Annotated in this window: 19 protein-coding genes; 4 read left to right on the top strand and 15 right to left on the bottom strand. The window is 69.5% G+C overall.

Going from position 1 to position 20,779, the window contains the following annotated elements:
- Nucleotides 1-2 precede the first annotated feature (2 nt).
- The 5 genes from RPQ07_RS29925 to RPQ07_RS29905 form a co-directional block, all read right to left on the bottom strand.
- Nucleotides 3-959: a WYL domain-containing protein gene (locus tag RPQ07_RS29925; RefSeq protein WP_313947327.1), complete on the bottom strand. Its 957-nt coding sequence runs from the start codon at nt 957-959 to the stop codon at nt 3-5.
- A 127-nt stretch (nt 960-1,086) separates the two neighbouring features.
- Nucleotides 1,087-1,461, bottom strand: coding sequence for an FKBP-type peptidyl-prolyl cis-trans isomerase (locus tag RPQ07_RS29920; RefSeq protein WP_313947326.1), 375 nt, complete (start codon nt 1,459-1,461; stop codon nt 1,087-1,089).
- A gap of 43 nt (nt 1,462-1,504) precedes the next feature.
- Entirely contained in the window at nt 1,505-2,446 is a 942-nt protein-coding gene (locus RPQ07_RS29915) for an FKBP-type peptidyl-prolyl cis-trans isomerase (protein WP_313947325.1), read from the bottom strand.
- Between the two features lie 109 nt (nt 2,447-2,555).
- Nucleotides 2,556-3,917 carry a Pup--protein ligase gene (gene pafA, locus RPQ07_RS29910; RefSeq protein WP_313947324.1) on the bottom strand — a complete coding sequence of 454 codons (1,362 nt, stop codon included), beginning with the start codon at nt 3,915-3,917 and terminating at the stop codon, nt 2,556-2,558.
- A 9-nt stretch (nt 3,918-3,926) separates the two neighbouring features.
- Nucleotides 3,927-5,195 (bottom strand): MFS transporter, encoded by a 1,269-nt coding sequence (locus tag RPQ07_RS29905; protein WP_313947323.1) that lies wholly within the window; start codon nt 5,193-5,195, stop codon nt 3,927-3,929.
- A 149-nt stretch (nt 5,196-5,344) separates the two neighbouring features.
- Between RPQ07_RS29905 and RPQ07_RS29900 the strand changes: the two genes are divergently transcribed.
- Nucleotides 5,345-6,523 carry a LacI family DNA-binding transcriptional regulator gene (locus tag RPQ07_RS29900; RefSeq protein WP_313947322.1) on the top strand — a complete coding sequence of 393 codons (1,179 nt, stop codon included), beginning with the start codon at nt 5,345-5,347 and terminating at the stop codon, nt 6,521-6,523.
- Between the two features lie 106 nt (nt 6,524-6,629).
- Here RPQ07_RS29900 and prcA read toward each other — a convergent pair whose 3' ends face one another.
- The 5 genes from prcA to arc form a co-directional block, all read right to left on the bottom strand.
- The gene (gene prcA, locus RPQ07_RS29895) at nt 6,630-7,394 is read right to left on the bottom strand and encodes a proteasome subunit alpha (RefSeq protein ID WP_313947321.1); all 765 of its coding nucleotides are present in this window, start codon (nt 7,392-7,394) and stop codon (nt 6,630-6,632) included.
- Between the two features lie 62 nt (nt 7,395-7,456).
- Nucleotides 7,457-8,302 (bottom strand): proteasome subunit beta, encoded by an 846-nt coding sequence (prcB, locus tag RPQ07_RS29890; protein WP_313947320.1) that lies wholly within the window; start codon nt 8,300-8,302, stop codon nt 7,457-7,459.
- Between the two features lie 146 nt (nt 8,303-8,448).
- Nucleotides 8,449-8,667, bottom strand: coding sequence for a ubiquitin-like protein Pup (locus tag RPQ07_RS29885; RefSeq protein WP_037651273.1), 219 nt, complete (start codon nt 8,665-8,667; stop codon nt 8,449-8,451).
- Between the two features lie 137 nt (nt 8,668-8,804).
- Nucleotides 8,805-10,316, bottom strand: coding sequence for a depupylase/deamidase Dop (dop, locus tag RPQ07_RS29880; RefSeq protein WP_340472207.1), 1,512 nt, complete (start codon nt 10,314-10,316; stop codon nt 8,805-8,807).
- 261 nt (nt 10,317-10,577) lie between these two features.
- Nucleotides 10,578-12,344 carry a proteasome ATPase gene (arc, locus tag RPQ07_RS29875; protein WP_313947319.1) on the bottom strand — a complete coding sequence of 589 codons (1,767 nt, stop codon included), beginning with the start codon at nt 12,342-12,344 and terminating at the stop codon, nt 10,578-10,580.
- Nucleotides 12,345-12,597: 253 nt separating this feature from the next.
- Between arc and RPQ07_RS29870 the strand changes: the two genes are divergently transcribed.
- Nucleotides 12,598-12,909, top strand: a complete 312-nt coding sequence (locus RPQ07_RS29870; protein WP_313947318.1) for a ferredoxin — start codon at nt 12,598-12,600, stop codon at nt 12,907-12,909.
- Nucleotides 12,910-12,955: 46 nt separating this feature from the next.
- Here RPQ07_RS29870 and RPQ07_RS29865 read toward each other — a convergent pair whose 3' ends face one another.
- The 3 genes from RPQ07_RS29865 to RPQ07_RS29855 form a co-directional block, all read right to left on the bottom strand.
- Nucleotides 12,956-13,534, bottom strand: a complete 579-nt coding sequence (locus tag RPQ07_RS29865; protein ID WP_313947317.1) for a hypothetical protein — start codon at nt 13,532-13,534, stop codon at nt 12,956-12,958.
- 253 nt (nt 13,535-13,787) lie between these two features.
- Nucleotides 13,788-14,675 carry a tRNA (adenine-N1)-methyltransferase gene (locus RPQ07_RS29860; protein ID WP_142216178.1) on the bottom strand — a complete coding sequence of 296 codons (888 nt, stop codon included), beginning with the start codon at nt 14,673-14,675 and terminating at the stop codon, nt 13,788-13,790.
- A gap of 133 nt (nt 14,676-14,808) precedes the next feature.
- Nucleotides 14,809-16,056, bottom strand: a complete 1,248-nt coding sequence (locus tag RPQ07_RS29855; RefSeq protein WP_313947316.1) for a site-2 protease family protein — start codon at nt 16,054-16,056, stop codon at nt 14,809-14,811.
- A gap of 115 nt (nt 16,057-16,171) precedes the next feature.
- On the opposite strand from RPQ07_RS29855, the gene RPQ07_RS29850 reads away from it, so the two are divergent.
- Both RPQ07_RS29850 and RPQ07_RS29845 read left to right on the top strand, forming a co-directional pair.
- Nucleotides 16,172-17,056: a RecB family exonuclease gene (locus tag RPQ07_RS29850; protein WP_313947315.1), complete on the top strand. Its 885-nt coding sequence runs from the start codon at nt 16,172-16,174 to the stop codon at nt 17,054-17,056.
- 10 nt (nt 17,057-17,066) lie between these two features.
- Nucleotides 17,067-17,738 (top strand): response regulator transcription factor, encoded by a 672-nt coding sequence (locus tag RPQ07_RS29845; RefSeq protein WP_313947314.1) that lies wholly within the window; start codon nt 17,067-17,069, stop codon nt 17,736-17,738.
- Nucleotides 17,739-17,847: 109 nt separating this feature from the next.
- Here the strand turns inward: RPQ07_RS29845 and RPQ07_RS29840 are convergent, their stop codons facing one another.
- Nucleotides 17,848-19,449 (bottom strand): ABC transporter substrate-binding protein, encoded by a 1,602-nt coding sequence (locus RPQ07_RS29840; protein WP_313947313.1) that lies wholly within the window; start codon nt 19,447-19,449, stop codon nt 17,848-17,850.
- Between the two features lie 527 nt (nt 19,450-19,976).
- Nucleotides 19,977-20,678 (bottom strand): HAD family phosphatase, encoded by a 702-nt coding sequence (locus RPQ07_RS29835; protein ID WP_313947312.1) that lies wholly within the window; start codon nt 20,676-20,678, stop codon nt 19,977-19,979.
- Between the last annotated feature and the right edge of the window lie 101 nt (nt 20,679-20,779).

Genomic DNA, 20,779 nt, shown 5'->3' with positions numbered 1-20,779 from the left:
CCTCAGCCCTTGGCCACGGCGCGCAGCCGCTCCACCACGTCGGCCCGCAGATCCGCGGGCTCCAGGACGACGACATCCGGGCCGAACTCCACCAGCCAGGCATCCAGACCGTGTCCGTACGGAATCTCCAACTCTTCCCAGCCGTCCCCCAGTTCCCGTACCGACGCGGCCCGGGCACGCAGCGGGTAGCCGCAGCCGGTGCGCAGCCGGATCCGGGCGGTGCGGGTCGCGGTCTCCCCCGCCCAGCTCTCCACCGTCTCGCGGACGGTGACGACGTCGGGGACCGGCGCGGTGAAGGAGCCGGCGCGCGAGCGGACCTTGCCGGTGATGCGGGAGAGCCGGAAGACGCGCTCGGCCGCCCGCTCCCGGTCCCAGCCGGCCAGGTACCAGTGGCCGCGCCAGCATTCGAGCGTCCAGGGTTCGACCTGGCGCTGCTCGGGACGGGCGGCGTTCCCCTTGCGGTAGTCGAAGACCACGGGCCGGCGGTGGCGGCAGGCGAGCATCAGCGGCTCGAAGGCGGCTTCGTGCACGGGGATACGGGGCTCGAGCGCGCTGTGCTGGGCCTCGTAGGAGTCCTCGGCCTCGGGCATGCCTGCCGCGCGCAGCTTCTGGAGCGCGCCGCTGGCCGCGCCGGCGAGCCTGGCCTGCTGCCAGACCTTGGCCGCGAGGCCGAGAGCGGCCGCTTCCTCGGCGTCGAGCGTGATGGCGGGCAGCCGGTTGCTGTCGCGGCGGGCGAGATAGCCGGTGTCACCGTCGAGGTTCTCGACGGTCTCGATGACCAGGCCGAGTTCGCGCAGATCGTCCTTGTCGCGCTCGAACATCCGGTTGAAGGAGTCGTCGGAGCCCGCTTCGAGGTAGGCCTCGATGGATCCGCGCAGTTCGCGTTTACTGAGGGGGCGCCGGGTTCCGAGCAGGCACAGCGCCAGATTCATCAGCCGCTCCGCCTTGGCAATGGCCATCGACGCCCTGCACCTCTTCTGATCGAGTCACTTCCGCCCAGCGACGACCGTACCGCCCCGGGGTGTCGCGGCAAAGCCGAGGGCCCATGCCCCCCAGGGAGCATGGGCCCTTTTCGACCGGAGACGATCAGACGCCGACCAGGTCGCAGACGAAGATCAGCGTCTCGCCCGGGGCGATGACGCCGCCACCGGCGCCGCGGTCGCCGTACGCGAGGTGCGCGGGGATGGTCAGCTGGCGGCGGCCGCCGACCTTCATGCCCTGCACGCCCTCGTCCCAGCCGGCGATGACCTGACCGGCACCGAGCTGGAACTGCAGCGGGGTGCCGCGGTTCCAGGAGGCGTCGAACTCCTCGCCGGTGGAGAAGGCCACACCCACGTAGTGGACCTTGACGGTGTCGCCCGCCTTGGCCACCGGGCCCTCGCCCTCCCAGATCTCCTTGATCTCCAGGTCGGCCGGCGGCTCGCCACCCGGGAAGTCGATCTCGGGCTTGTCGATGCTCACTGAACTGCTCCTCTAAATGATGAACGGGGCAACCCGGACAGTCTTACACCTTCGTCAGCAGGTCCACGGAGAACACCAGCGTGGAGTTCTTCGGGATGCCCTGCTGCTCCTTGGCACCGAAGGCCTGGTCCGGCGGGATGACCAGCAGGACGCGACTGCCGACCTTCTTGCCGATCAGACCGTCCTTGAGCCCCTTGAGGGTGACCTGTCCGAGCGGGAAGGTCTGGGTCTTGCCCGTGTCGTAGGTGCTGTCGAACTTCTTGCCGCCGGCCCAGAGGAAGGCCTGGTACTGGACGACGACGCTGTCCTTGTCGGTGAGCGCGGGTCCCGTGCCCTCGATGACGTAGTTCGAGACGAGCTTCTTCGGCGGGTCGGCCTGCTTCGGGAAGGTCATCGTGGGGGCCTTGCCGTCGGTGTTGGTGCCCACCTTCGGCAGGTCGATGTTGTCCTGCGCGACGTCGGTGCCCTTGGCGGACGTCGGGATGGTGGTCGCCTTCAGGATGTCGACGACGAAGACGAGCGTGGCGTTGGGCTTGATGTCGCCCTGGCCCTGCGCTCCGTAGCCGAGCTCCGGCGGGATGCCCAGCTCGACGCGGCTGCCGACCTTCTGGCCCTCGAGGCCCTGGTCCCAGCCCTTGATGACCTGGCCGGCGCCGAGGGTCAGATCGAACGGCTGCTTGCGGTCGAAGCTGTTGTCGAAGGGCTTGGTGGAATCCCACGACTGGCCCAGGTAGTTGACCTGGATCGCGTCGCCCTTCTTGACTTTCTGGCCCTTGCCCTCGCTGATGACATTGACCTTCAGCTCCTTGGGCGGATCCCCCTCGCCCTTGGCGAGAGTCGGCTTCTGCCCGAACTTCTCCCCCGCGGTGATCGCGGGCAGTCCGTTCTTCATCGAGGCGGAATCGGAGGCCTTGTCATCGCTGCCGCACGCCACTGACGACAACAGCAGCAGCGGGACGACAAGAAGGCCGGCAAGTCGGCGCACGTGTTCCTCAGATCTCAGACGGCACAGTAGGTCCCCGACACTCTAGGGCGTGCCGTGGGCCCCGCACGAGGAACGTACGGGGCCCGAGTCGCGTTCGGCCGACTTGCGGCTACATGCCCGCGATGAGTTTTTCCACCCGGTCGTCGACCGAGCGGAACGGGTCCTTGCACAGTACGGTCCGCTGGGCCTGGTCGTTCAGCTTGAGGTGCACCCAGTCGACGGTGAAGTCCCGCCGCTGCTCCTGAGCTCGGCGGATGAAGTCGCCGCGCAGCCGCGCCCTGGTGGTCTGCGGGGGCACGGACTTGCCCTCGAAGATCTTCAGGTCGTTGCAGATCCGGGCCGCCTGGCCCTTCTTCTCCAGGAGGTAGTACAGCCCTCGCCGGCGGTGGATGTCGTGGTAGGCGAGGTCTATCTGCGCGACACGCGGGTGCGACATGGTCATGTTGTGCTTGGCCCGGTACCGCTCGATGAGCTTGTACTTCATGACCCAGTCGATCTCGGTGCCGATACGGTCGAGGTCCTCCGCGTCGATCGCGTCCAGCGTGCGGCCCCACAGCTCCAGGACCTGCTCGACGGTGCCGGTGCGGATGCCGCGGCGGTCGACGAAGTCCACGGCCTTCTCGTAGTACTCCCGCTGGACCTCGAGGGCCGAGGCCTCGCGTCCGCTGGCCAGGCGCACCTTGCGCTGGCCGGTGATGTCGTGGCTGACCTCGCGGATCGCCCGGATCGGGTTCTCCAGGGTCAGGTCGCGCATCACGGTGCCGGCCTCGATCATGCGCAGCACGAGGTCGGTGGCGCCGACCTTGAGCAGCATGGTCGTCTCGGACATGTTGGAGTCACCGACGATGACGTGCAGCCGGCGGTAGCGCTCGGCGTCCGCGTGCGGTTCGTCCCGGGTGTTGATGATCGGGCGGGAGCGGGTGGTCGCGGAGCTGACACCCTCCCAGATGTGCTCGGCGCGCTGGCTGACGCAGTAGACCGCGCCCCGCGGGGTCTGGAGTACCTTGCCCGCGCCGCACAGCAGCTGACGGGTGACCAGGAACGGGATGAGGATGTCCGCGAGCCGGGAGAACTCTCCGTGGCGTGCGACGAGATAGTTCTCGTGGCATCCGTAGGAGTTTCCCGCCGAGTCGGTGTTGTTCTTGAACAGATAGACGTCGCCCGCGATTCCCTCCTCGTGCAGGCGGCGTTCGGCGTCGACGAGCAGGCCTTCGAGAATGCGCTCGCCGGCCTTGTCGTGGGTGACCAGTTCGGTCACGTTGTCGCATTCCGGTGTCGCGTATTCCGGATGCGAACCCACGTCGAGGTAGAGGCGGGCGCCGTTCCGCAGGAAGACGTTGCTGCTGCGGCCCCATGAGACAACACGGCGGAAGAGGTAGCGCGCCACTTCGTCAGGTGACAGTCGGCGCTGTCCCCTGAACGTGCACGTGACGCCGTACTCGTTCTCCAGCCCGAAAATGCGGCGGTCCATGTCTGAACATTACGCCTCACGGCCTGAGCTGAAACCGGGTTCGGCAGCACCGTTTCGATCATTTTCCGATGAGCGCGCCATCTCCTTGGTACGCCCGGGAACTGCGAGGACCCGCTGAGTGGTCATCAGAACCAGAAGTGCGGCTATTCCGCCCGCCCCCGCGACGGCGAAGCTCCACGCCGTGCCGCCGAGCTCGACGGCCGGGCCCGCGACCGCGGTGCCGGCGGCGGCGCCGACGCCGAACGTCGTCACCAGCCAGGAGAAAGCCTCCGTGACGGTGCCGGTCGGCGCGTGCCGGTCGACGACGATGAAGGCGCACGCGATCGCGGGGGCCAGGAAGACACCGGCGAGCGCGCACAGCGCGGTCATGGCGACGACACCGGGGGTGAGCACGAGCGGCAGGTAGCCGAGCGCGAGCAGGGCGACGATGACCCGCAGCCGGCGCTCGGGGGCGCCGGTCCACTGGCGTGCGCCGTAGGCGGTGCCGCCGATCAGCGCGCCGAGGCCGAGCGCCGCCATGAGCCAGCCGTAGACCGATTCCTGGCCGTGGTCGTCCGCGTACGCGACTCCGGCGACCGTGATGGAGCCGAGAGCCAGGCCGACGAAGAAGAAGGCCCCGAGCAGCGCCAGCAGCCCCGGAGAGCGCAGGGCGCCGAGCCAGTGGGCTTCACGGGGCGCCGACCGCCAGGTGCGGGAGGGCTCCGACAGGACCACGGAGAGGGCGCCGAGTACGCCGATGAGGTTGATGACGAAGAGGCCGGCCCCGGCCGACCAGACGGCGACGAGCAGCGTGACCAGCAGCGGGCCGACGGTGAACATCACCTCCTGGGCCACGGCGTCCATGGCGTACGCCCGGTGTACGCGGTCCTCACGGCCCAGCACGTCCGGCCACAGGGCCCGCAGACCGCCTTCGAGCGGCGGGGTGAAGAGGCCGGCGACGGCGACGGCCGCGTAGGCCAGCGGCAGGGAGCCGATCCCGGCGAGGGCCAGCAGAACCATGCCGAGGGCGGAGACGACGGCCGCAGGCAGCTGGACGCGCGGCTGTCCGTGCAGGTCGACGGCCCGTCCGAGGAGCGGCTGCCCGATGGCGGTGGCGATGCCGTACACGGCGGCGAGCCCGCCGGCGAGGGTGTAGCTCCCGCCCTCGGCCCGGGTGAACAGCACGACGGCGACGGGGGCGGTGGCGTTGGGCAGCCGCCCCACGAGCGTCCCGGCCAGCAGCCGGGCGGCGTGCGGGGCCTTGAGTATGTCTGCGTAGCCCGTGGCTCCCGCGGCCATGTTGCCGCTCCTCTCGTCTCGGCGAGTGCCGAGGTTTTACGTATAACGTACGGCGTCATACGTACCATGTCGACAGTCCGCGGGTCTACCGCTCCGCCCCCGCGGACGGGTGCGGACCCGGCGGACGAGCGGTGCGAGGACGGCGATCCATGTCAGACGGACCCCACGGGCGCGGCCCTCGCCGCGGTTCGTCGCCGGCGGACGGGGCGGGGGGGACGGCCGCGCGCACGGCGACACCGGGATCCACGGAGCCGAGGGCACCGGCACTCGCGCAGGCAGGCCGGGCCGCGGGCGCGGAGGCGGAACCCGGCGGCGCCCGGCCCACCAGCCGGGACGTCGCCCGGGTCGCCGGGGTCTCGCAGGCCACCGTGTCGCTCGTCCTCGGGGACAAGTGGCGGGGCCGGGTCTCCGAGCGGACGGCCGGCGCTGTGCGGGACGTCGCCCGGGAGCTCGGGTACCGGCCCAATCTGGCCGCACGGAACCTGCGGCTCGGGCGGACCAGGACCGCCCTGCTCGTCGTGCCCGCCCTCACCAACGAGTTCTTCGCCCGTGTCTACACCGGCGCCGCCCGCGTGGCCGCAGAGCACGGCTTCGGCGTGGTCCTCTACCCGTCCCCCGACGGCGTCGGCCCCGCCAGGGACCCCTTCGCCTCCGCCCGCGCGGCCCTGGACGGCGTGATCGCCTCCTCCATGGCCGCCGAAGCCCTCACCGAGATCCGCGGCACGGACCTCCCGCTGGTCATGCTGGACAGCGACCCGTCCGACCCGGGGGCGGCGGCCCATGTGAACCTGGACATCGCCGACGGCATGCGGCAGGTGACGGACCATCTGCTGACGCTCGGTCACCGTCGCTTCGTGCACCTCGCCTCGGCCGTGTCGTCCTGGACCTTCGATGTACGGGCGGCGGCCCTTGCGCAGGCGCTGGGAGCCGTCGCCGACGCGGTCGTCACGACGGTGCCCGCGCCGCTCGACGTCGGCGGCGCCCGTCAGGCCGCGGAAGCGGCCCTCACCGGCCCCGGGCCCCGCCCCACCGCGCTCATCTGCGACGACGACGTCCTGGCCGCCGGAGCCTGCAAGGCCGTACGCCGGCTGGGGCTGCGGGTGCCCGAGGACGTCTCCGTCACCGGCTTCGACGACCTCGCTCTCGCCACCGCCGTGGAGCCGGAGCTCACCACCGTCCGGCTGCCCGCGGAACGGGTCGGCGAGCGCGGTATGTCCGCCCTGCTCGCCGTCCTCACCGGACGGCCCCCGGAGGAGGGCGGGCTGCCGGTCGAACTCGTCACCCGCGGCTCCACCGCGCGCGCTGCCGCCACCCCCGCACCCGCCTGAGCCGGGCACGCCAGGGCGGCACAACACCCCGCGCAAGGCTGCGCCCCGGTCCGCACGGGCGGTCCGGGGCGCAGTCGGTCGTCGTGTCGTCGCAGAGGCCGGCGGGCTACTCCTCGCCGTCCTCCGTGGACTCCTCGTCCGACGGTGCGTCGGTCGGGGTGGAGGCGGCACCGTCCGCCTCCAGCAGCCGGGACAGCTGCCGGCCGACGATGCGCTTGAACTTCCGCTGCTGCGGCCGTGTGCGGTCCAGGACCGCCACTTCGAGGCGCTCCGCCGGGATCTCCCGGTCATTGCCGTTGGTCTGGTTGGACAGGGCCTGGACCGCCAGCTTCAGCGCCTCCGCCAGGGACATGCCCTCGCGGTGCCGCTGGTCGAGATAGGTGCTGATCTGCTCGGCGTTGCCGCCGACCGCGACCGAGCCGTGCTCGTCCACGATCGATCCGTCGTGCGGCAGCCGGTAGATCTGGTCGCCGTCGGCGGTGGCACCCACCTCGGCGACGACCAGTTCCACCTCGTAGGGCTTCTCGGCCGCGCTGGAGAAGATGGTGCCCAGCGTCTGGGCATAGACGTTGGCCAGCCCGCGGGCCGTCACATCGTCGCGGTCGTAGGTGTATCCGCGCAGATCGGCGTAGCGCACACCGCCGATGCGGAGGTTCTCGTACTCGTTGTACTTGCCGGCGGCGGCGAAGCCGATCCGGTCGTAGATCTCGCTGAACTTGTGCAGCGCGCGGGACGGGTTCTCACCGACGAAGACGATGCCGTCGGTGTACTGCAGCACAACAAGGCTGCGACCACGGGCGATGCCCTTGCGGGCGTATTCCGCCCGGTCGGCCATGGCCTGCTGGGGTGAGACATAGAACGGCGTCGACACCGGCTATCCGTCCCTTTCTGTCATTGGCGTGAAGGCACTGCCCTGCGGTGGCTGGGGGAGCATCAGAGCAGCGCGGCGCGCGGGCCGTCGGGCTGCTCCAGACGGCGCTCCAGGATCGCGCGGGCGATCTCGGCGGACTCGTCGTCCCCGAGCCTGCGGAAGCCCTCGTCCGTGATGACGGTGACGATGGGGTAGATCCGCCGGGCCACATCGGGTCCGCCGGTCGCCGAGTCGTCGTCCGCCGCGTCGTACAGAGCCTGGATGACCAGGGTGGTGGCCTGCTGCTCCGTCAGATCGTCGCGGTAGAGCTTCTTCATCGCCCCGCGGGCGAAGATGGAGCCCGAGCCGGTGGCGGCGAAGCCGTGCTCCTCGGAGCGGCCGCCGGTGACGTCGTAGGAGAAGATGCGGCCCTTCTCCCGGTCCACGTCGTACCCCGCGAAGAGCGGGACCACGGCGAGGCCCTGCATGGCCATGCCGAGGTTGCTGCGGATCATGGTGGAGAGCCGGTTGGCCTTGCCCTCCAGGGAGAGCTGGGCGCCCTCCACCTTCTCGAAGTGCTCGAGCTCCAGCTGGAAGAGCTTGACCATCTCCACCGCGAGGCCGGCGGTGCCGGCGATGCCCACGGCCGAGTACTCGTCGGCCGGGAAGACCTTCTCGATGTCGCGCTGCGCGATCATGTTGCCCATCGTGGCCCGCCGGTCACCGGCGAGCACCACACCGCCGGGGAACGTGGTCGCGACGATGGTCGTGCCGTGCGGTGCCTCGATCGCGCCCTGCAGAGGCGGCAGGGTGCGCTTCCCGGGAAGCATCTCCGGGGAGTGCGAGCCCAGGAAGTCCATGAACGAGGAGGACCCGGGCGTCAGGAAGGCTGCCGGCAGACGCCCGGTGCTACGAGGGTTGGCTTCCACGCGTTTCCTTCCGGATTGGCGGCGGCCCGCCATGTCCGGCGCGGGCCGATCTTTCGAACTGTGCACGGACATTACCCGCGCCGTCGCCGGTCATCCGCCCCGGTGCCACCGGCTTTCGCCCACAGCACCAGGACGGACAACCGCGGTTACTCTCCGCCCTTTTGGACGAAGGAACGCACGAAGTCCTCGGCGTTCTCCTCGAGGACGTCGTCGATCTCGTCGAGGACGGAGTCGACGTCGTCCGACAGCTTCTCCTGTCGCTCCTTGAGGTCCTCCGAGGACTGCGCGTCCTGCGCCTGCTCCTCGACCTCCTCCGTCGAACGTGTGGCCTTCTGCTGCCCGCCGCCGGTGTCCTTGGTCGCCATGTCCCTCACCCCGCTCGGTTTGCCCTGACGTGAGTTCGTTCGGTCAAGATCAGACCCTACAAGCAGGGTCCGACATCGGCCCCGCACTTTGCTCAACGTCCGGGGACCACCTCGATGATTCCCTTACGCGACCCATTTCAGCCTCCGGACAGCACCCGGACCAGGTCTTCCGCGGTGCGGCACCGGTCCAGCAGCTCCTTGACGTGGTTGCGTGTACCCCGCAGCGGCTCCAGGGTGGGCACTCGTTGCAGAGAGTCACGGCCGGGAAGGTCGAAGATGACCGAGTCCCAGGAGGCCGCGGCGACGTCGTCCGCGTACTGCTCCAGACAGCGGCCGCGGAAATAGGCCCGGGTGTCCTCAGGAGGCTTCGTCCCGGCCCGTACGACGTCCTGCTCGTCGAGGAGGCGCTTCATCTTCCCGCGGGCCGCCAGACGGTTGTAGAGGCCCTTGTCGGGCCGCACGTCGGCGTACTGGAGGTCCACGAGGTGGAGCCTGGCCGCGTCCCAGCCCAGGCTGTCGCGCCGGCGGTAGCCCTCCATGAGCTCCTTCTTGGCGACCCAGTCCAGCTCTCCCGAGAGGCTCATCGGGTCGTTCTCGAGCCGGTTGAGGGTGTCCTCCCAGCGGATCAGGACGTCCTTGGTCTGCTCGTCGGCATCGGCCCCGAAGCGCTCCTCCACGTACTTCCGGGCCAGCTCGAAGTACTCCATCTGGAGCTGCACGGCGGTGAGTGTCCGGCCGCTGCGCAGCGTGACCAGGCGCTTGAGCGTCGGGTCGTGCGAGACCTGGTGCAGGGTGCGGACCGGCTGCTCGACCGCCAGGTCGACAGCGATGAAGCCGTCCTCGATCATGGAGAGCACCAGGGCCGTGGTGCCCAGCTTCAGATACGTCGAGATCTCCGACAGGTTCGCGTCGCCGATGATCACATGCAGGCGGCGGTACTTCTCGGCGTCGGAGTGGGGCTCGTCGCGGGTGTTGATGATGGGCCGCTTCAGCGTGGTCTCCAGGCCGACCTCGACCTCGAAGTAGTCCGCGCGCTGGCTGATCTGGAAGCCGTGCTCGTGACCGTCCTGGCCGATGCCGACCCGGCCCGCGCCGGTGACCACCTGGCGGGAGACGAAGAACGGCGTCAGGTGGCGCACGATGTCCGAGAACGGGGTCTCCCGCTTCATCAGGTAGTTCTCGTGCGTCCCGTAGGAGGCGCCCTTGTTGTCGGTGTTGTTCTTGTACAGGTGGATCGGCTGGGCGCCCGGGAGCTGGGCCGCGCGCTCGGCGGCCTCGGCCATGATCCGCTCGCCGGCCTTGTCCCACAGGACGGCGTCACGCGGATTGGTGATCTCGGGCGAGCTGTACTCGGGGTGCGCATGGTCGACGTACAGCCGTGCACCGTTCGTGAGGATCACATTGGCCAGGCCGATGTCCTCGTCCGTGAGCTGGCTGGAGTCGGCGGCCTCGCGGGCGAGGTCGAAGCCGCGGGCGTCCCGCAGCGGATTCTCCTCCTCGAAGTCCCAGCGGGCGCGCCGCGCCCTGTGCATCGCCGCCGCGTAGGCGTTGACGATCTGGGACGAGGTGAGCATGGCATTGGCGTTCGGGTGGCCCGGAACGGAGATGCCGTACTCCGTCTCGATGCCCATTACTCGCCGTACGGTCATGCGGCCCTCCTTGCCCGGCGGCGCTCCCCTCCGGGAACGGCGCTCAAGTACCGCTGTGGCTCCGGTGCGTGTGCGGTGCCCGTCCCCGCACTGCGCGACTCGGCGGTACCGACGAGCCTAGAACGCCTCTGCGCTGGTGGGGAGATCAATTTCGTCATTGCTCCGGTGTGGCCGAACCTGTCGCGAAAGCAACCGGCTGCGGATGCCCGTCCCCCCTGCCTTCGGCGGGGGGACCTCCAGCATCCGCAGCCGGTCTGCCTTCTACAGGTACTGGCCGGTGTTCGCCACCGTGTCGATGGAACGTCCGGTGTCCGCGCCCTGCTTTCCGGTGACAAGGGTGCGGATGAAGACGATCCGCTCGCCCTTCTTTCCGGAGATCCGGGCCCAGTCGTCCGGGTTGGTGGTGTTCGGCAGGTCCTCGTTCTCCTTGAACTCGTCCACGCAAGCCTGGAGGAGGTGGGAGACCCGAAGGCCCTTCTGGTTCTGGTCGAGGAAGGCCTTGATGGCCATCTTCTTGGCCCGGTCGACGATGTTCTGGATCATCGCGCCGGAGTTGAAGTCCTTGAAGTACAGGACTTCCTTGTCGCCGTTGGCGTACGTGACCTCGAGGAAGCGGTTCTCCTCGGTCTCCGCGTACATCTGCTCGACGACCGACTGGATCATTGCGTGCGCCGCGGCGTCCTTGGAGCCGCTGTGCTCGGAGAGGTCGTCCGCGTGCAGCGGCAGCGAGGACGTGAGGTACTTCGCGAAGATGTCCTTCGCGGCCTCCGCGTCCGGACGCTCGATCTTGATCTTCACATCGAGGCGGCCGGGGCGCAGGATCGCGGGGTCGATCATGTCCTCGCGGTTGGAGGCGCCGATGACGATGACGTTCTCCAGGCCCTCCACACCGTCGATCTCGGCGAGCAGCTGCGGGACGATGGTGTTCTCCACGTCCGAGCTGACACCGGAGCCACGGGTGCGGAAGAGGGACTCCATCTCGTCGAAGAAGACGATGACGGGGGTGCCCTCGCTGGCCTTCTCACGGGCGCGCTGGAAGACGAGGCGGATGTGCCGCTCCGTCTCACCGACGTACTTGTTGAGGAGCTCGGGGCCCTTGATGTTGAGGAAGTAGCTCTTCCCCGCGGGCTGGCCGGTCACCTCGGCGACCTTCTTGGCAAGGGAGTTGGCGACGGCCTTGGCGATCAGCGTCTTGCCGCAGCCGGGCGGGCCGTAGAGCAGGATGCCCTTCGGCGGCCGCAGCTCGTGCTCCTTGAAGAGGTCCGGATAGAGGTACGGGAGCTCGACCGCGTCGCGGATCATCTCGATCTGGCCGCCCAGACCGCCGATCTTCTCGTAGTCGACGTCCGGGACCTCTTCGAGGACGAGCTCTTCGACCTCGCTCTTGGGAACCACTTCGTAGACGTAGCCGGAGCGGGGTTCGAGCAGGAGGGCGTCACCGGCGCGGATGGTGATGTCCAGCAGCGGCTCGGCGAGCCGCACCACCCGTTCCTCGTCGGTGTGCCCGACCACCAGGGCACGCTCGCCGTCCTCGAGGATCTCCTTGAGGGTGACGATGTCCCCGGCGCGCTCGAACTCCATGGCCTCGACCACATTGAGCGCTTCGTTGAGCATGACTTCCTGGCCGCGCCGGAGCTCTTCGAGCTCGACGCTGGGGCTCACGTTCACCCGGAGCTTGCGGCCCCCGGTGAAGATGTCGCACGTGCCGTCTTCGATGGCCTGCAGGAAGACACCGAAGCCGGCCGGCGGCTGCGCGAGCCGGTCGACCTCCTCCTTGAGGGCCACGATCTGGTCGCGGGCCTCACGGAGCGTGTTGGCGAGCCGCTCGTTCTGAGCGGACACGCCGGCCAGGTTCGTCTGCAACTCGACGATCCGCTCTTCGAGAATCCTCGTATGACGCGGAGAGTCGGCGAGCTTGCGGCGCAGGACGGCGATTTCCTGCTCGAGATAGGCAACCTGACCGGCGGGGTCCTCAGACCCTCGCCCCGGCCGGATGCCGCGGTTGATGTCGTCGTCGTGGGCTGCCACGGTCCTCACCTCCTCCAAGGGGAGCTGGACGCTTCCTGACCCTACCTGGGCGGGTGGTGATTGAAACCCCTAGATCACAAAGACGGTAGGGGTGTGTCCGATCTTCACCCTTGCGCTCTCCCTCACGCCAGGGGAATACCCACCCATCAACATCGGAAAGCGGCCGGAGGTATCGTCGAAGTGTTCAACACCCGTCAGGGCTGGCGCGACTTGCTTCACATTGCTACACCCGACGAAGGAAACGGCAGGAGAAATGACCGTGCAGCACGAGGCTCCGCCCGAAGGCACCGCAGACGCCCTGGAGGTCTGGATCGACCAGGACCTCTGCACCGGGGACGGGATCTGCGCGCAGTACGCCCCGGAGGTCTTCGAGCTCGACATCGACGGGCTCGCGTATGTGAAGAGCGGGGACGACGAGCTGCTGCAGAACCCCGGCGCCACAACGCCCGTACCGCTGCCGCTGCTGAACGACGTCGTGGACTCCGCCAAGGAGTGCCCGGGCGACTGCATCCATGTACGCCGCGTTTCGGACAGGGTCGAGGTCTACGGCCCCGACGCACCGTGACCGATCACGCACCCACTGCTCGGTAGCGGGCACTCAGCGTGCCGGCTCACGCACCCGCTGCCGAGTTCTGCGCGGAGCGAACGAACTTACCGCCCTGCCACTGCCACTTGACCTTCTCCCGCACGTCGGGGCAGCAGCTCGGCACGTCCGGTGAGGAGTAGCCGAGCAGGGTGGCCGTGATCGCTCCGTCACGTACGGCGAAGTCCCCCACGCTGAGCTTCTGGGCGGGCTCCACGAGCGTGGCCACCACCCTGGGGCCCGCTCCCCTGGCACCGGCCAGGACGTAGACGCCGCTGGGCGGGGTGCCGGAGCCCGCGTCGCAGCGGGCCGCCACCACCGTCTCGGGGTTGCCGTCGCCGTCCAGGTCGCCGGAGGCGCGCGCGGTCACCAGGGGCTGCACGGAACCGCATTGCAAGGGGAGCTCGACCGCCGCCGGGTCGGGCGCCGGAGCGGCGGCCACGGCGGTGCCCGAGTTCGTCCCGGGCCCCGGCTGCGAGGCGGTCGCGGCCCTCGGCTGAAGGAGTCCGGCGGCCGCGACGACCGCGGCCATCGCGGTCGCGGTGGCCAGCCAGTGCACCGGCCGGGCGTGGGTGTGCGCGAGGTCCGGGACCGCGGAGGTCTGCACGCGTGAAGTCTCCTGTGACTGCGGAGCCGGCCAGGGGTCGGCGGCGGGAGAGGGAGGTCTGCATCGTGCCATACGTCACAGTGGCGCGGAACAGCGGGGTCGTGCCGCGCAGGTCAAGAAATCGTGCGGGAACGGGGGCGGCAACGCGAAGACGCCGCCGCCGAGTTCCCGAATGCGATCGGGGAACTCGGCGGCGGCGTCCTGACGTTGTACGGGAACCGGCACTCCGCGAGTGCCGGCCCGGCCGCGAGCGTCAGCCCTTGTTGGGGCCCTCGTAGTCCTCGCCGTACGCGCCCTTGGCGGGCCGGCGGCGGCGCATCGGGGGTTCGACACCGTCGGCCAGGCGGCGCGCGGTGACCAGGAAGCCGGTGTGGCCGATCATCCGGTGGTCCGGGCGGACGGCCAGACCCTCGACGTGCCAGTTGCGGATCATGGACTCCCACGGCTGCGGCTCGGCGAAGCACCCGATCTCGCGGATGGACTCCACCGTGCGCGCGAGCTGCGTGGTGGTCGCCACGTAGCAGCACAGGATGCCGCCCGGGACGAGCGCCTTGGAGACGGCCTCCAGGCACTCCCAGGGGGCCAGCATGTCCAGGATGACGCGGTCGACATCGGCGTCGGTCAGATTGTCCTGGAGGTCGCCCACGGTGAGCTGCCAGGCAGGGTGCGGACCGCCGAAGTAGCGCTCCACGTTCTGCTGGGCGATCTCGGCGAAGTCCTCGCGGCGCTCGTAGGAGTGCAGCATCCCGTGGTCGCCGATGGCGCGCAGCAGGAAGGCGCTGAGCGAGCCGGAGCCCACCCCGGCCTCGACGACGCGCGCGCCGGCGAAGATGTCGGCGAAGGCCAGGATCTGCCCCGCGTCCTTGGGGTAGACCACGGCGGCGCCGCGGGGCATGGACAGGACGTAGTCGGGGAGCAGGGGGCGCAGCGCGAGGTAGGCGACGTTTCCCGTGGTACGGACAACACTGCCCTCAGGAGCACCGATCAGCTCGTCGTGCGGGAAGGACCCCTTGTGGGTGTGGAAGTTCTTCCCGGCCTCGAGCGTGAACGTGTAGTGGCGTCCCTTGGGATCGGTGAGCTGGACCTGGTCCCCGACCTTGAAGGGCCCGCGTCGGCGGGCGGCACCGGTCGGTTCGGACATGTGACCAGCCTACCGGCACCGACAGGGCCCGGGGACCACGCCGGGGGCGCGCTGCCTGCCCCGGCCGGAAGATCGACAGGACCTCCGGGGAGTGGCTGGAACCTGTCGCCCCGCCGCGCGCGCGGGCCGGCCGTCAGCCCTGGGGGCGGGCCATCGCGGCGACGAAGGCGCGCTCGACGTCCGCCGTGGACAGGACGCCGTAGATCTCGCCGCTCTTCTCCACCACCAGGTACTCGGTGGCAGGGGTCGCGCGCAGGCGGTCCAGGAGTGCCTCGCCGGCCAGTTCGGCGGGGATCCGCATGCCCTCCGTGAGGTCCTGGGCCAGTCCGCTGACCGCGACCCAGGGCCGGCGGTGCTCGGGGACGCCCACGATCGCGGCCTCCCGCACCAGGCCGGTCGGATCGCCCTGGCCGTCGACGACGACGAGGGCGCGGGCACCGGCCTCGTTGGCCCGGCGCAGCGCCTCGGAGAGCGGCGTGGTGGACTCCACCGGCACGGCCCGCCTGGTGAGGGTGCGCGCCTGAAGCTCCGGCAGGTGCTCCCGCAGCCGGGCCATGCGAAGGCTGTTGCCGGCTCCGGTCCAGATGATCGCCGCGAGGATCGCCGCGAGCAGCGCGTCGGTGACGGTCTCCATGCCGCCGATGTCCTCGGTGGCATTGCCGAGGGCGCCGGTGTGGGTCAGCAGCGGGAGGCCGATGAGGACGGCGACGGCGAGCGCCCGGCCGACCCAGGCGGCCGCGATGGTGCCGCTCATCGGCTTGCCGGTGATCTTCCAGACGACGGCCCGCAGCATCCGGCCGCCGTCCAGCGGCAGTCCGGGCAGCAGATTGAAGGCGGCGACGATCAGGTTGGAGATCATCAGCCCGGCGAGCAGGACGCCGGGGACCGTGCCGGGGTCGACGGCGAACATGCCCAGGTAGAAGACGGCCGCCAGGATCAGGGAGAGCAGCGGTCCGACGAAGGCGAGGATGAACTCCCTGCCCGGTGTCTCCGATTCCTTCTCGATCTCCGACACCCCGCCGAAGAACTGGAGCTGGATCCGGCGGACCGGCAGCTTGAAGCGCAGCGCCGCGACGGTGTGCGCCAGTTCGTGCACGAGCACGGAGGCGTAGAAGGCGACCGCGAAGAAGAGCGAGACCAGATAGCGGGCGCCGCCGAGCTCGGGGAGCACACGGTCGAGCTGGCCGCCGAACACCCAGGTGATGAGGGCGGCCACGATGAACCAGCTGGGGGCGACGTAGACCGGCACACCGAAGGGACGGCCCATCAGGATTCCGCCGCCGGGGCCGTCGGAGCGCTTCCGCTTGCCGCCACCGGGTCCGGCTCCCCCGCCGTCCGTCCGGGCGCGGCCGCGCTCGTCGCCCGTGTCGTCCTCGTTCACGTGTTCCCTTCGTCGCGGGATTGCCGATGCATCGTTCGTTCGATCATGCAGTGCTCAGGGTCTGAGGTCGATGGTATTGCGCTCGCTGTCAGTGGCGGGTCGTAGGGTCTGCGTCATGAGTACGAGTCAGGAGCCGATGCCGGCCCGGCAGCCCGCGTCACTGTCGCCCTCGCGGGCGAGCGACTTCATGCAGTGTCCCCTGCTGTACCGGTTCCGGGTGATCGACAGGCTGCCGGAGAAGCCGAGTGAGGCGGCCACGCGGGGCACCCTCGTCCACGCGGTCCTGGAGCGGCTCTTCGACGCACCCGCCGCTGAGCGCACCGCTCCGCGCGCGAAGGCCCTGATCCCGGGCCAGTGGGACCGGCTGCTGGAGAACCGGCCGGAGCTCAGCGAGCTCTTCGACGCGGACGAGGGCGGCGAGCAGCTGTCGCGCTGGCTGGGCGAGGCCGAGTCGCTGGTGGAGCGGTGGTTCTCGCTGGAGGACCCGACGCGGCTGGAGCCCGCCGAGCGGGAGATGTTCGTCGAGACCGAGCTGGAGTCGGGGCTGCGGCTGCGCGGTGTCATCGACCGCGTGGACGTCGCGCCCACCGGCGAGGTGCGGATCGTGGACTACAAGACGGGCAAGGCCCCGCGCCCGGAGTACAGCGAGGGCGCGCTGTTCCAGATGAAGTTCTACGCCCTGGTGATCTGGCGGCTGAAGCAGGTCGTCCCCCGCCGGCTCCAGCTGGTGTATCTCGGCAGCGGCGACGTCCTCACCTATGACCCGGTCCCGGCGGACCTGGAGCGTATGGAGCGCAAGCTGCTGGCTCTGTGGGAGGCGATCAGGCTCGCGACGGAGACGGGCGACTGGCGGCCGCGGCCGACGAAGCTGTGCGGCTGGTGCGACCACCAGGCGGTCTGTCCGGAATTCGGCGGCACTCCCCCGGTATATCCGCTGAGCATTTCCCCGGCCGAATCGCCGGAGGATGGTCAGGGCAGAATGGGCCCGGACCGAATGTAGAGGAGTTCCCGTGGCTATCCGCGTCCTGCTGGTCGACGACCAGCCGCTGCTGCGTACCGGTTTCCGGATGATCCTGGAGGCCGAGCAGGACATCGCGGTCGTCGGCGAGGCCGGGGACGGTCTTCAGGCGCTCGACCAGGTGCGGGCGCTTCAGCCCGACGTCGTCCTGATGGACATCCGGATGCCCCGGATGGACGGGGTCGAGGCGACCCGGCAGATCACCGGTCCGGGCCGGGACGGCCCGGCCAAGGTGCTGGTGCTGACCACCTTCGATCTCGACGAGTACGTGGTGGAGGCGCTGCGGGCCGGCGCCAGCGGCTTCCTGCTGAAGGACGCTCCCGCCAATGAGCTGGTGCAGGCGATCCGGGTGGTGGCGGCGGGCGAGGCGATGCTGGCCCCGAGCATCACCCGCAGGCTCCTCGACAAGTACGCGGACCATCTCCCCTCCGGCGAGGAGGCGGTGCCGGACACCCTGCACACGCTGACCGAGCGTGAGGTGGAGGTCCTCAAGCTGGTCGCGCGGGGCCTGTCCAACGCGGAGATCGCGGCGGACCTGTTCGTGAGCGAGACCACCGTCAAGACGCATGTGGGCCACGTGCTCACCAAGCTGAGCCTGCGCGACCGGGTGCAGGCCGCGGTCTACGCGTACGAGAGCGGCCTGGTGCGCCCCGGGGCGCAGTAGTCGCTCCCCCACCGCGGTCGAGGCGCGCGATCGACCGGGCGGAGCGGGACATGCGAAAGGCGGCGGGCAGATGCCCGCCGCCTTTCGTTTCCACCGGATACCGCGGGGGTCAGGAGCCGCTGCCCCGGCCGAGCTCCCACAGCTGCATGTCGGAGCTGGCGTTGAGCAGGCTCTCCACACCGGTCACGCCGGTGCGGGCGGCGACGTACTGCTTGCCCTGCCACAGCGGCAGGACGGGCACGTCGTCGGCGACGATGTCCTGGATCTTGTTGAACGCGGTGGAGGCGGCGGTGCGGTCGGCCTCGCGGCGCGACTGCGGGATGAGGCCGCGGGCCACGGTGCTCACGTACGGGCTGTTGAGGAAGTTGCCCTTGTCGAGGAACGGCGCGATGTAGTTGTCCGGGTCCGGGAAGTCGGGGAACCAGCCGAGGCCGTAGACGGGGTAGTCGCCGCGCTTCTGGGCGGGGCGGAACTTGCTCCACTCGGTGCCCTCGATGCTGACCGAGAACAGCTTGCTGCCGTTCAGCTGGTCACGCAGGACCTCGAACTCCTTGGCGGTGCCGGCACCGTAGTGGTCGGTCGTGTAGTGGAGCTTCAGCTTCACCGGCGTCTTGATGCCGGCCTCGTCCAGGATCTCGGCGGCGTTCGCACGGCTCGGCTCGCCGTACTTGTTGTAGAACGAGTTGGTGTGCGCGCCGATGCTCTTCGGGATGAGCGAGTAGAGCGGCTCGGCGGTGGCGCCGTAGACCTGGCCGGCGATCTGGCCGCGGTCGACGACGGCGGCCATGGCCTGGCGGACCGCCTTGTCCTTCACCGACGGGTCGTTGGTGTTGAAGGCGAGGTAGCGGATGGAGAGCCCGGGCATCTCGGTGAGCTCGATGCCCTCCTTCGGGCTGTCCGTCATCTCCTTGATCTGGTCCGGGGCCATCTCGCGGGTCATGACGTCGATGTCGCCGGCTTCCAGAGCCTTGCCCATCGCGTCGGCGTCCGGGAACAACCGCAGCTCGACCTTGTCGTTGTGGAGCTTGATGTCGCCCTTGTACGAGTCGTTCTTGCTGAAGACGACCTTGGTGATCTTGTCACCCTCGGTCTCGGTCTTCATCGTGTACGGCCCGGAACCGTCGACCTGGAAGCCCTCGCGGAGCTTCTTGGCCTCGTAGTTCTTCTTGCTGATGATCGCCGCGGCCGGCGTCGAGAGCTTGAAGGGGAAGGTCGCGTCCGGCGTCGCGAGGTGGAAGACGACCTCGTCGTCACCGTTGGTCTCGATGGTGTCGATGTTGTTCAGCAGGGCCGCGGTGCCGTTGTCGGTGTCGATGTCGAGCACGCGCTGGATGGAGAACTTCACATCCTCGGCCGTGACGTCGGTGCCGTCGGCGAACTTGAGGCCGTCGCGCAGCTTGCAGCGGTAGCTCTCGCTCGCGTTGTCGGTGAAGGAACACGACTGGGCGGCGTCCGGCACGGGCTCGCCGCCGCCGCGCGGGGCGTGCATCAGCGTCTGGACGGTCTGGCGCAGTACGTTCCAGGCGCCGGTGTCGTAGGCGTAGGCCGGGTCGAGCGGGGCAGGAGCGTCCTCGGTGGCGATGAACTGGTCCGTGGTGCCGACGACGATGGCGTCGCCGCCACCGGAGCCGCCCTCCGTGCTGCCGCAGGCGACGAGCACGGGCGCGAGCATGCCGGCCAAGGCCGGCAGCACCAAAGTCTTGCGGTTCATCCTGGACGTTCTCCCTCATCCGGCACTGGGATACAGCGGTGTGTACGGGAGACTCCGCCGCGGCCGCCCGGTCGGGGCGGTTTCGAACGGTCCGGGAAACAGGACGATCGGTCCTGTGTTCGCGGCGGTTGTGCGACCGCCGGGGCGCATCGGGGTTGCGGCGAAGTACTCGCGAAGAGATTAGTCGGCAACGCCACGAAAGCTTGACCGGGCCCGAGTTGGGCCGTATTCACTGAGTGATCGGTTATGCCTGTGAGTGGATGGTCACGCCACGGAATGTTTCGTACACCACTCCACCAATGCGGACACAAGGGCACAGCCGGACCGGTGCCGGAGGGCTGCCAGAGGGTCCGGAAGTACCCGATCCAGGACACGCACAGTGACGAACGTCACGCGGCGGGGTCCCTTGACCGCCCCGGGAAAAGACCGGGGCGATGATCGAAAACCCCGCTCCACAGCCGCCCGGAGTTTCCTCTGCATTCAGCGGGAACTCCGGGACACTTCGAGAAACACGGACCGTACACGCATCAGTTCATTGTGGTGATGAGTGTGCGCAGAAAGCCGAGGTCGACTTCTTCGAGCGAGCGGACGACGACTCTGCCCACGGCGGGCGGGATGGGCGCCACGGACGGTACGGCGACCACCCGGCAGCCGGCCGCCTCCGCGGAGGCCACACCGGTCGCGGTGTCCTCGATGACGGCGCATCTCGCGGGCTCCGCGCCGAGGCCGCGTGCGGCCAGGAGGTACGGGTCGGGGTGCGGCTTGGTCCGCGGGACCTCGTCACCGGCGACGGAGAGCGCGAAGTTCTTCGGCCCGAGCGAGGCCAGCACGCGGTCGATGATCCGCCGGTGCGAGGCGGAGACCAGCGCGGTGGGCACCCCCTGTGCGGCCAGCTCGGCGAGCAGGCGCTCCGCGCCCGGCATGAGCGGCACACCGCGGCCGATACGTGCCTCGAAGCGGTCGTTCAGGAGCACGGTCAGCTCGGCCATGGTGATGTCGGCGCCCGTCGCCTCGATGAGGTAGCCGGCGCTGCGCGTCATGGGGCCACCGACCACCACGTCCCGCCATGCCTCGTCGAGCTCGTGACCGAGATCCGCGAAGACCTCCACCTCCGCGTCCCACCAGAAACCTTCGGTGTCCACGAGGGTGCCGTCCATGTCGAGGAGAACGGCCTGAAGGGCAGACCCTTCCGCCGTACGGGTCAAGGACGCGGGGACCGTGCTGGTCATCGGCACACCTCCGTGAGGGACGAGAAGGCCGGCCACCTTTCCCTGCGGCTATTCCCGCGGGGAGAGACGACCGGCCTGCACTGGACCGACCAGTGTACGAC

Origin of the sequence: Streptomyces sp. AM8-1-1 (genome assembly GCF_032229325.1) — a bacterium.
Lineage (GTDB): Bacteria > Actinomycetota > Actinomycetes > Streptomycetales > Streptomycetaceae > Streptomyces > Streptomyces achmelvichensis.
Note: the sequence above shows the minus strand (reverse complement) of the source record. Positions and strands in the feature narration are given on the sequence as shown.

Bases quoted from the DNA above. Each gene is read 5' to 3' on its own strand.
- RPQ07_RS29925 (WP_313947327.1), bottom strand. From the start codon at position 959: ATGGCCATTGCCAAGGCGGAGCGGCTGATGAATCTGGCGCTGTGCCTG.
- pafA (WP_313947324.1), bottom strand. From the start codon at position 3,917: ATGGACCGCCGCATTTTCGGGCTGGAGAACGAGTACGGCGTCACGTGC.
- RPQ07_RS29905 (WP_313947323.1), bottom strand. From the start codon at position 5,195: ATGGCCGCGGGAGCCACGGGCTACGCAGACATACTCAAGGCCCCGCAC.
- RPQ07_RS29900 (WP_313947322.1), top strand. From the start codon at position 5,345: ATGTCAGACGGACCCCACGGGCGCGGCCCTCGCCGCGGTTCGTCGCCG.
- RPQ07_RS29885 (WP_037651273.1), bottom strand. From the start codon at position 8,667: ATGGCGACCAAGGACACCGGCGGCGGGCAGCAGAAGGCCACACGTTCG.
- dop (WP_340472207.1), bottom strand. From the start codon at position 10,316: ATGACCGTACGGCGAGTAATGGGCATCGAGACGGAGTACGGCATCTCC.
- RPQ07_RS29870 (WP_313947318.1), top strand. From the start codon at position 12,598: ATGACCGTGCAGCACGAGGCTCCGCCCGAAGGCACCGCAGACGCCCTG.
- RPQ07_RS29860 (WP_142216178.1), bottom strand. From the start codon at position 14,675: ATGTCCGAACCGACCGGTGCCGCCCGCCGACGCGGGCCCTTCAAGGTC.
- RPQ07_RS29850 (WP_313947315.1), top strand. From the start codon at position 16,172: ATGAGTACGAGTCAGGAGCCGATGCCGGCCCGGCAGCCCGCGTCACTG.
- RPQ07_RS29840 (WP_313947313.1), bottom strand. From the start codon at position 19,449: ATGAACCGCAAGACTTTGGTGCTGCCGGCCTTGGCCGGCATGCTCGCG.
- RPQ07_RS29835 (WP_313947312.1), bottom strand. From the start codon at position 20,678: ATGACCAGCACGGTCCCCGCGTCCTTGACCCGTACGGCGGAAGGGTCT.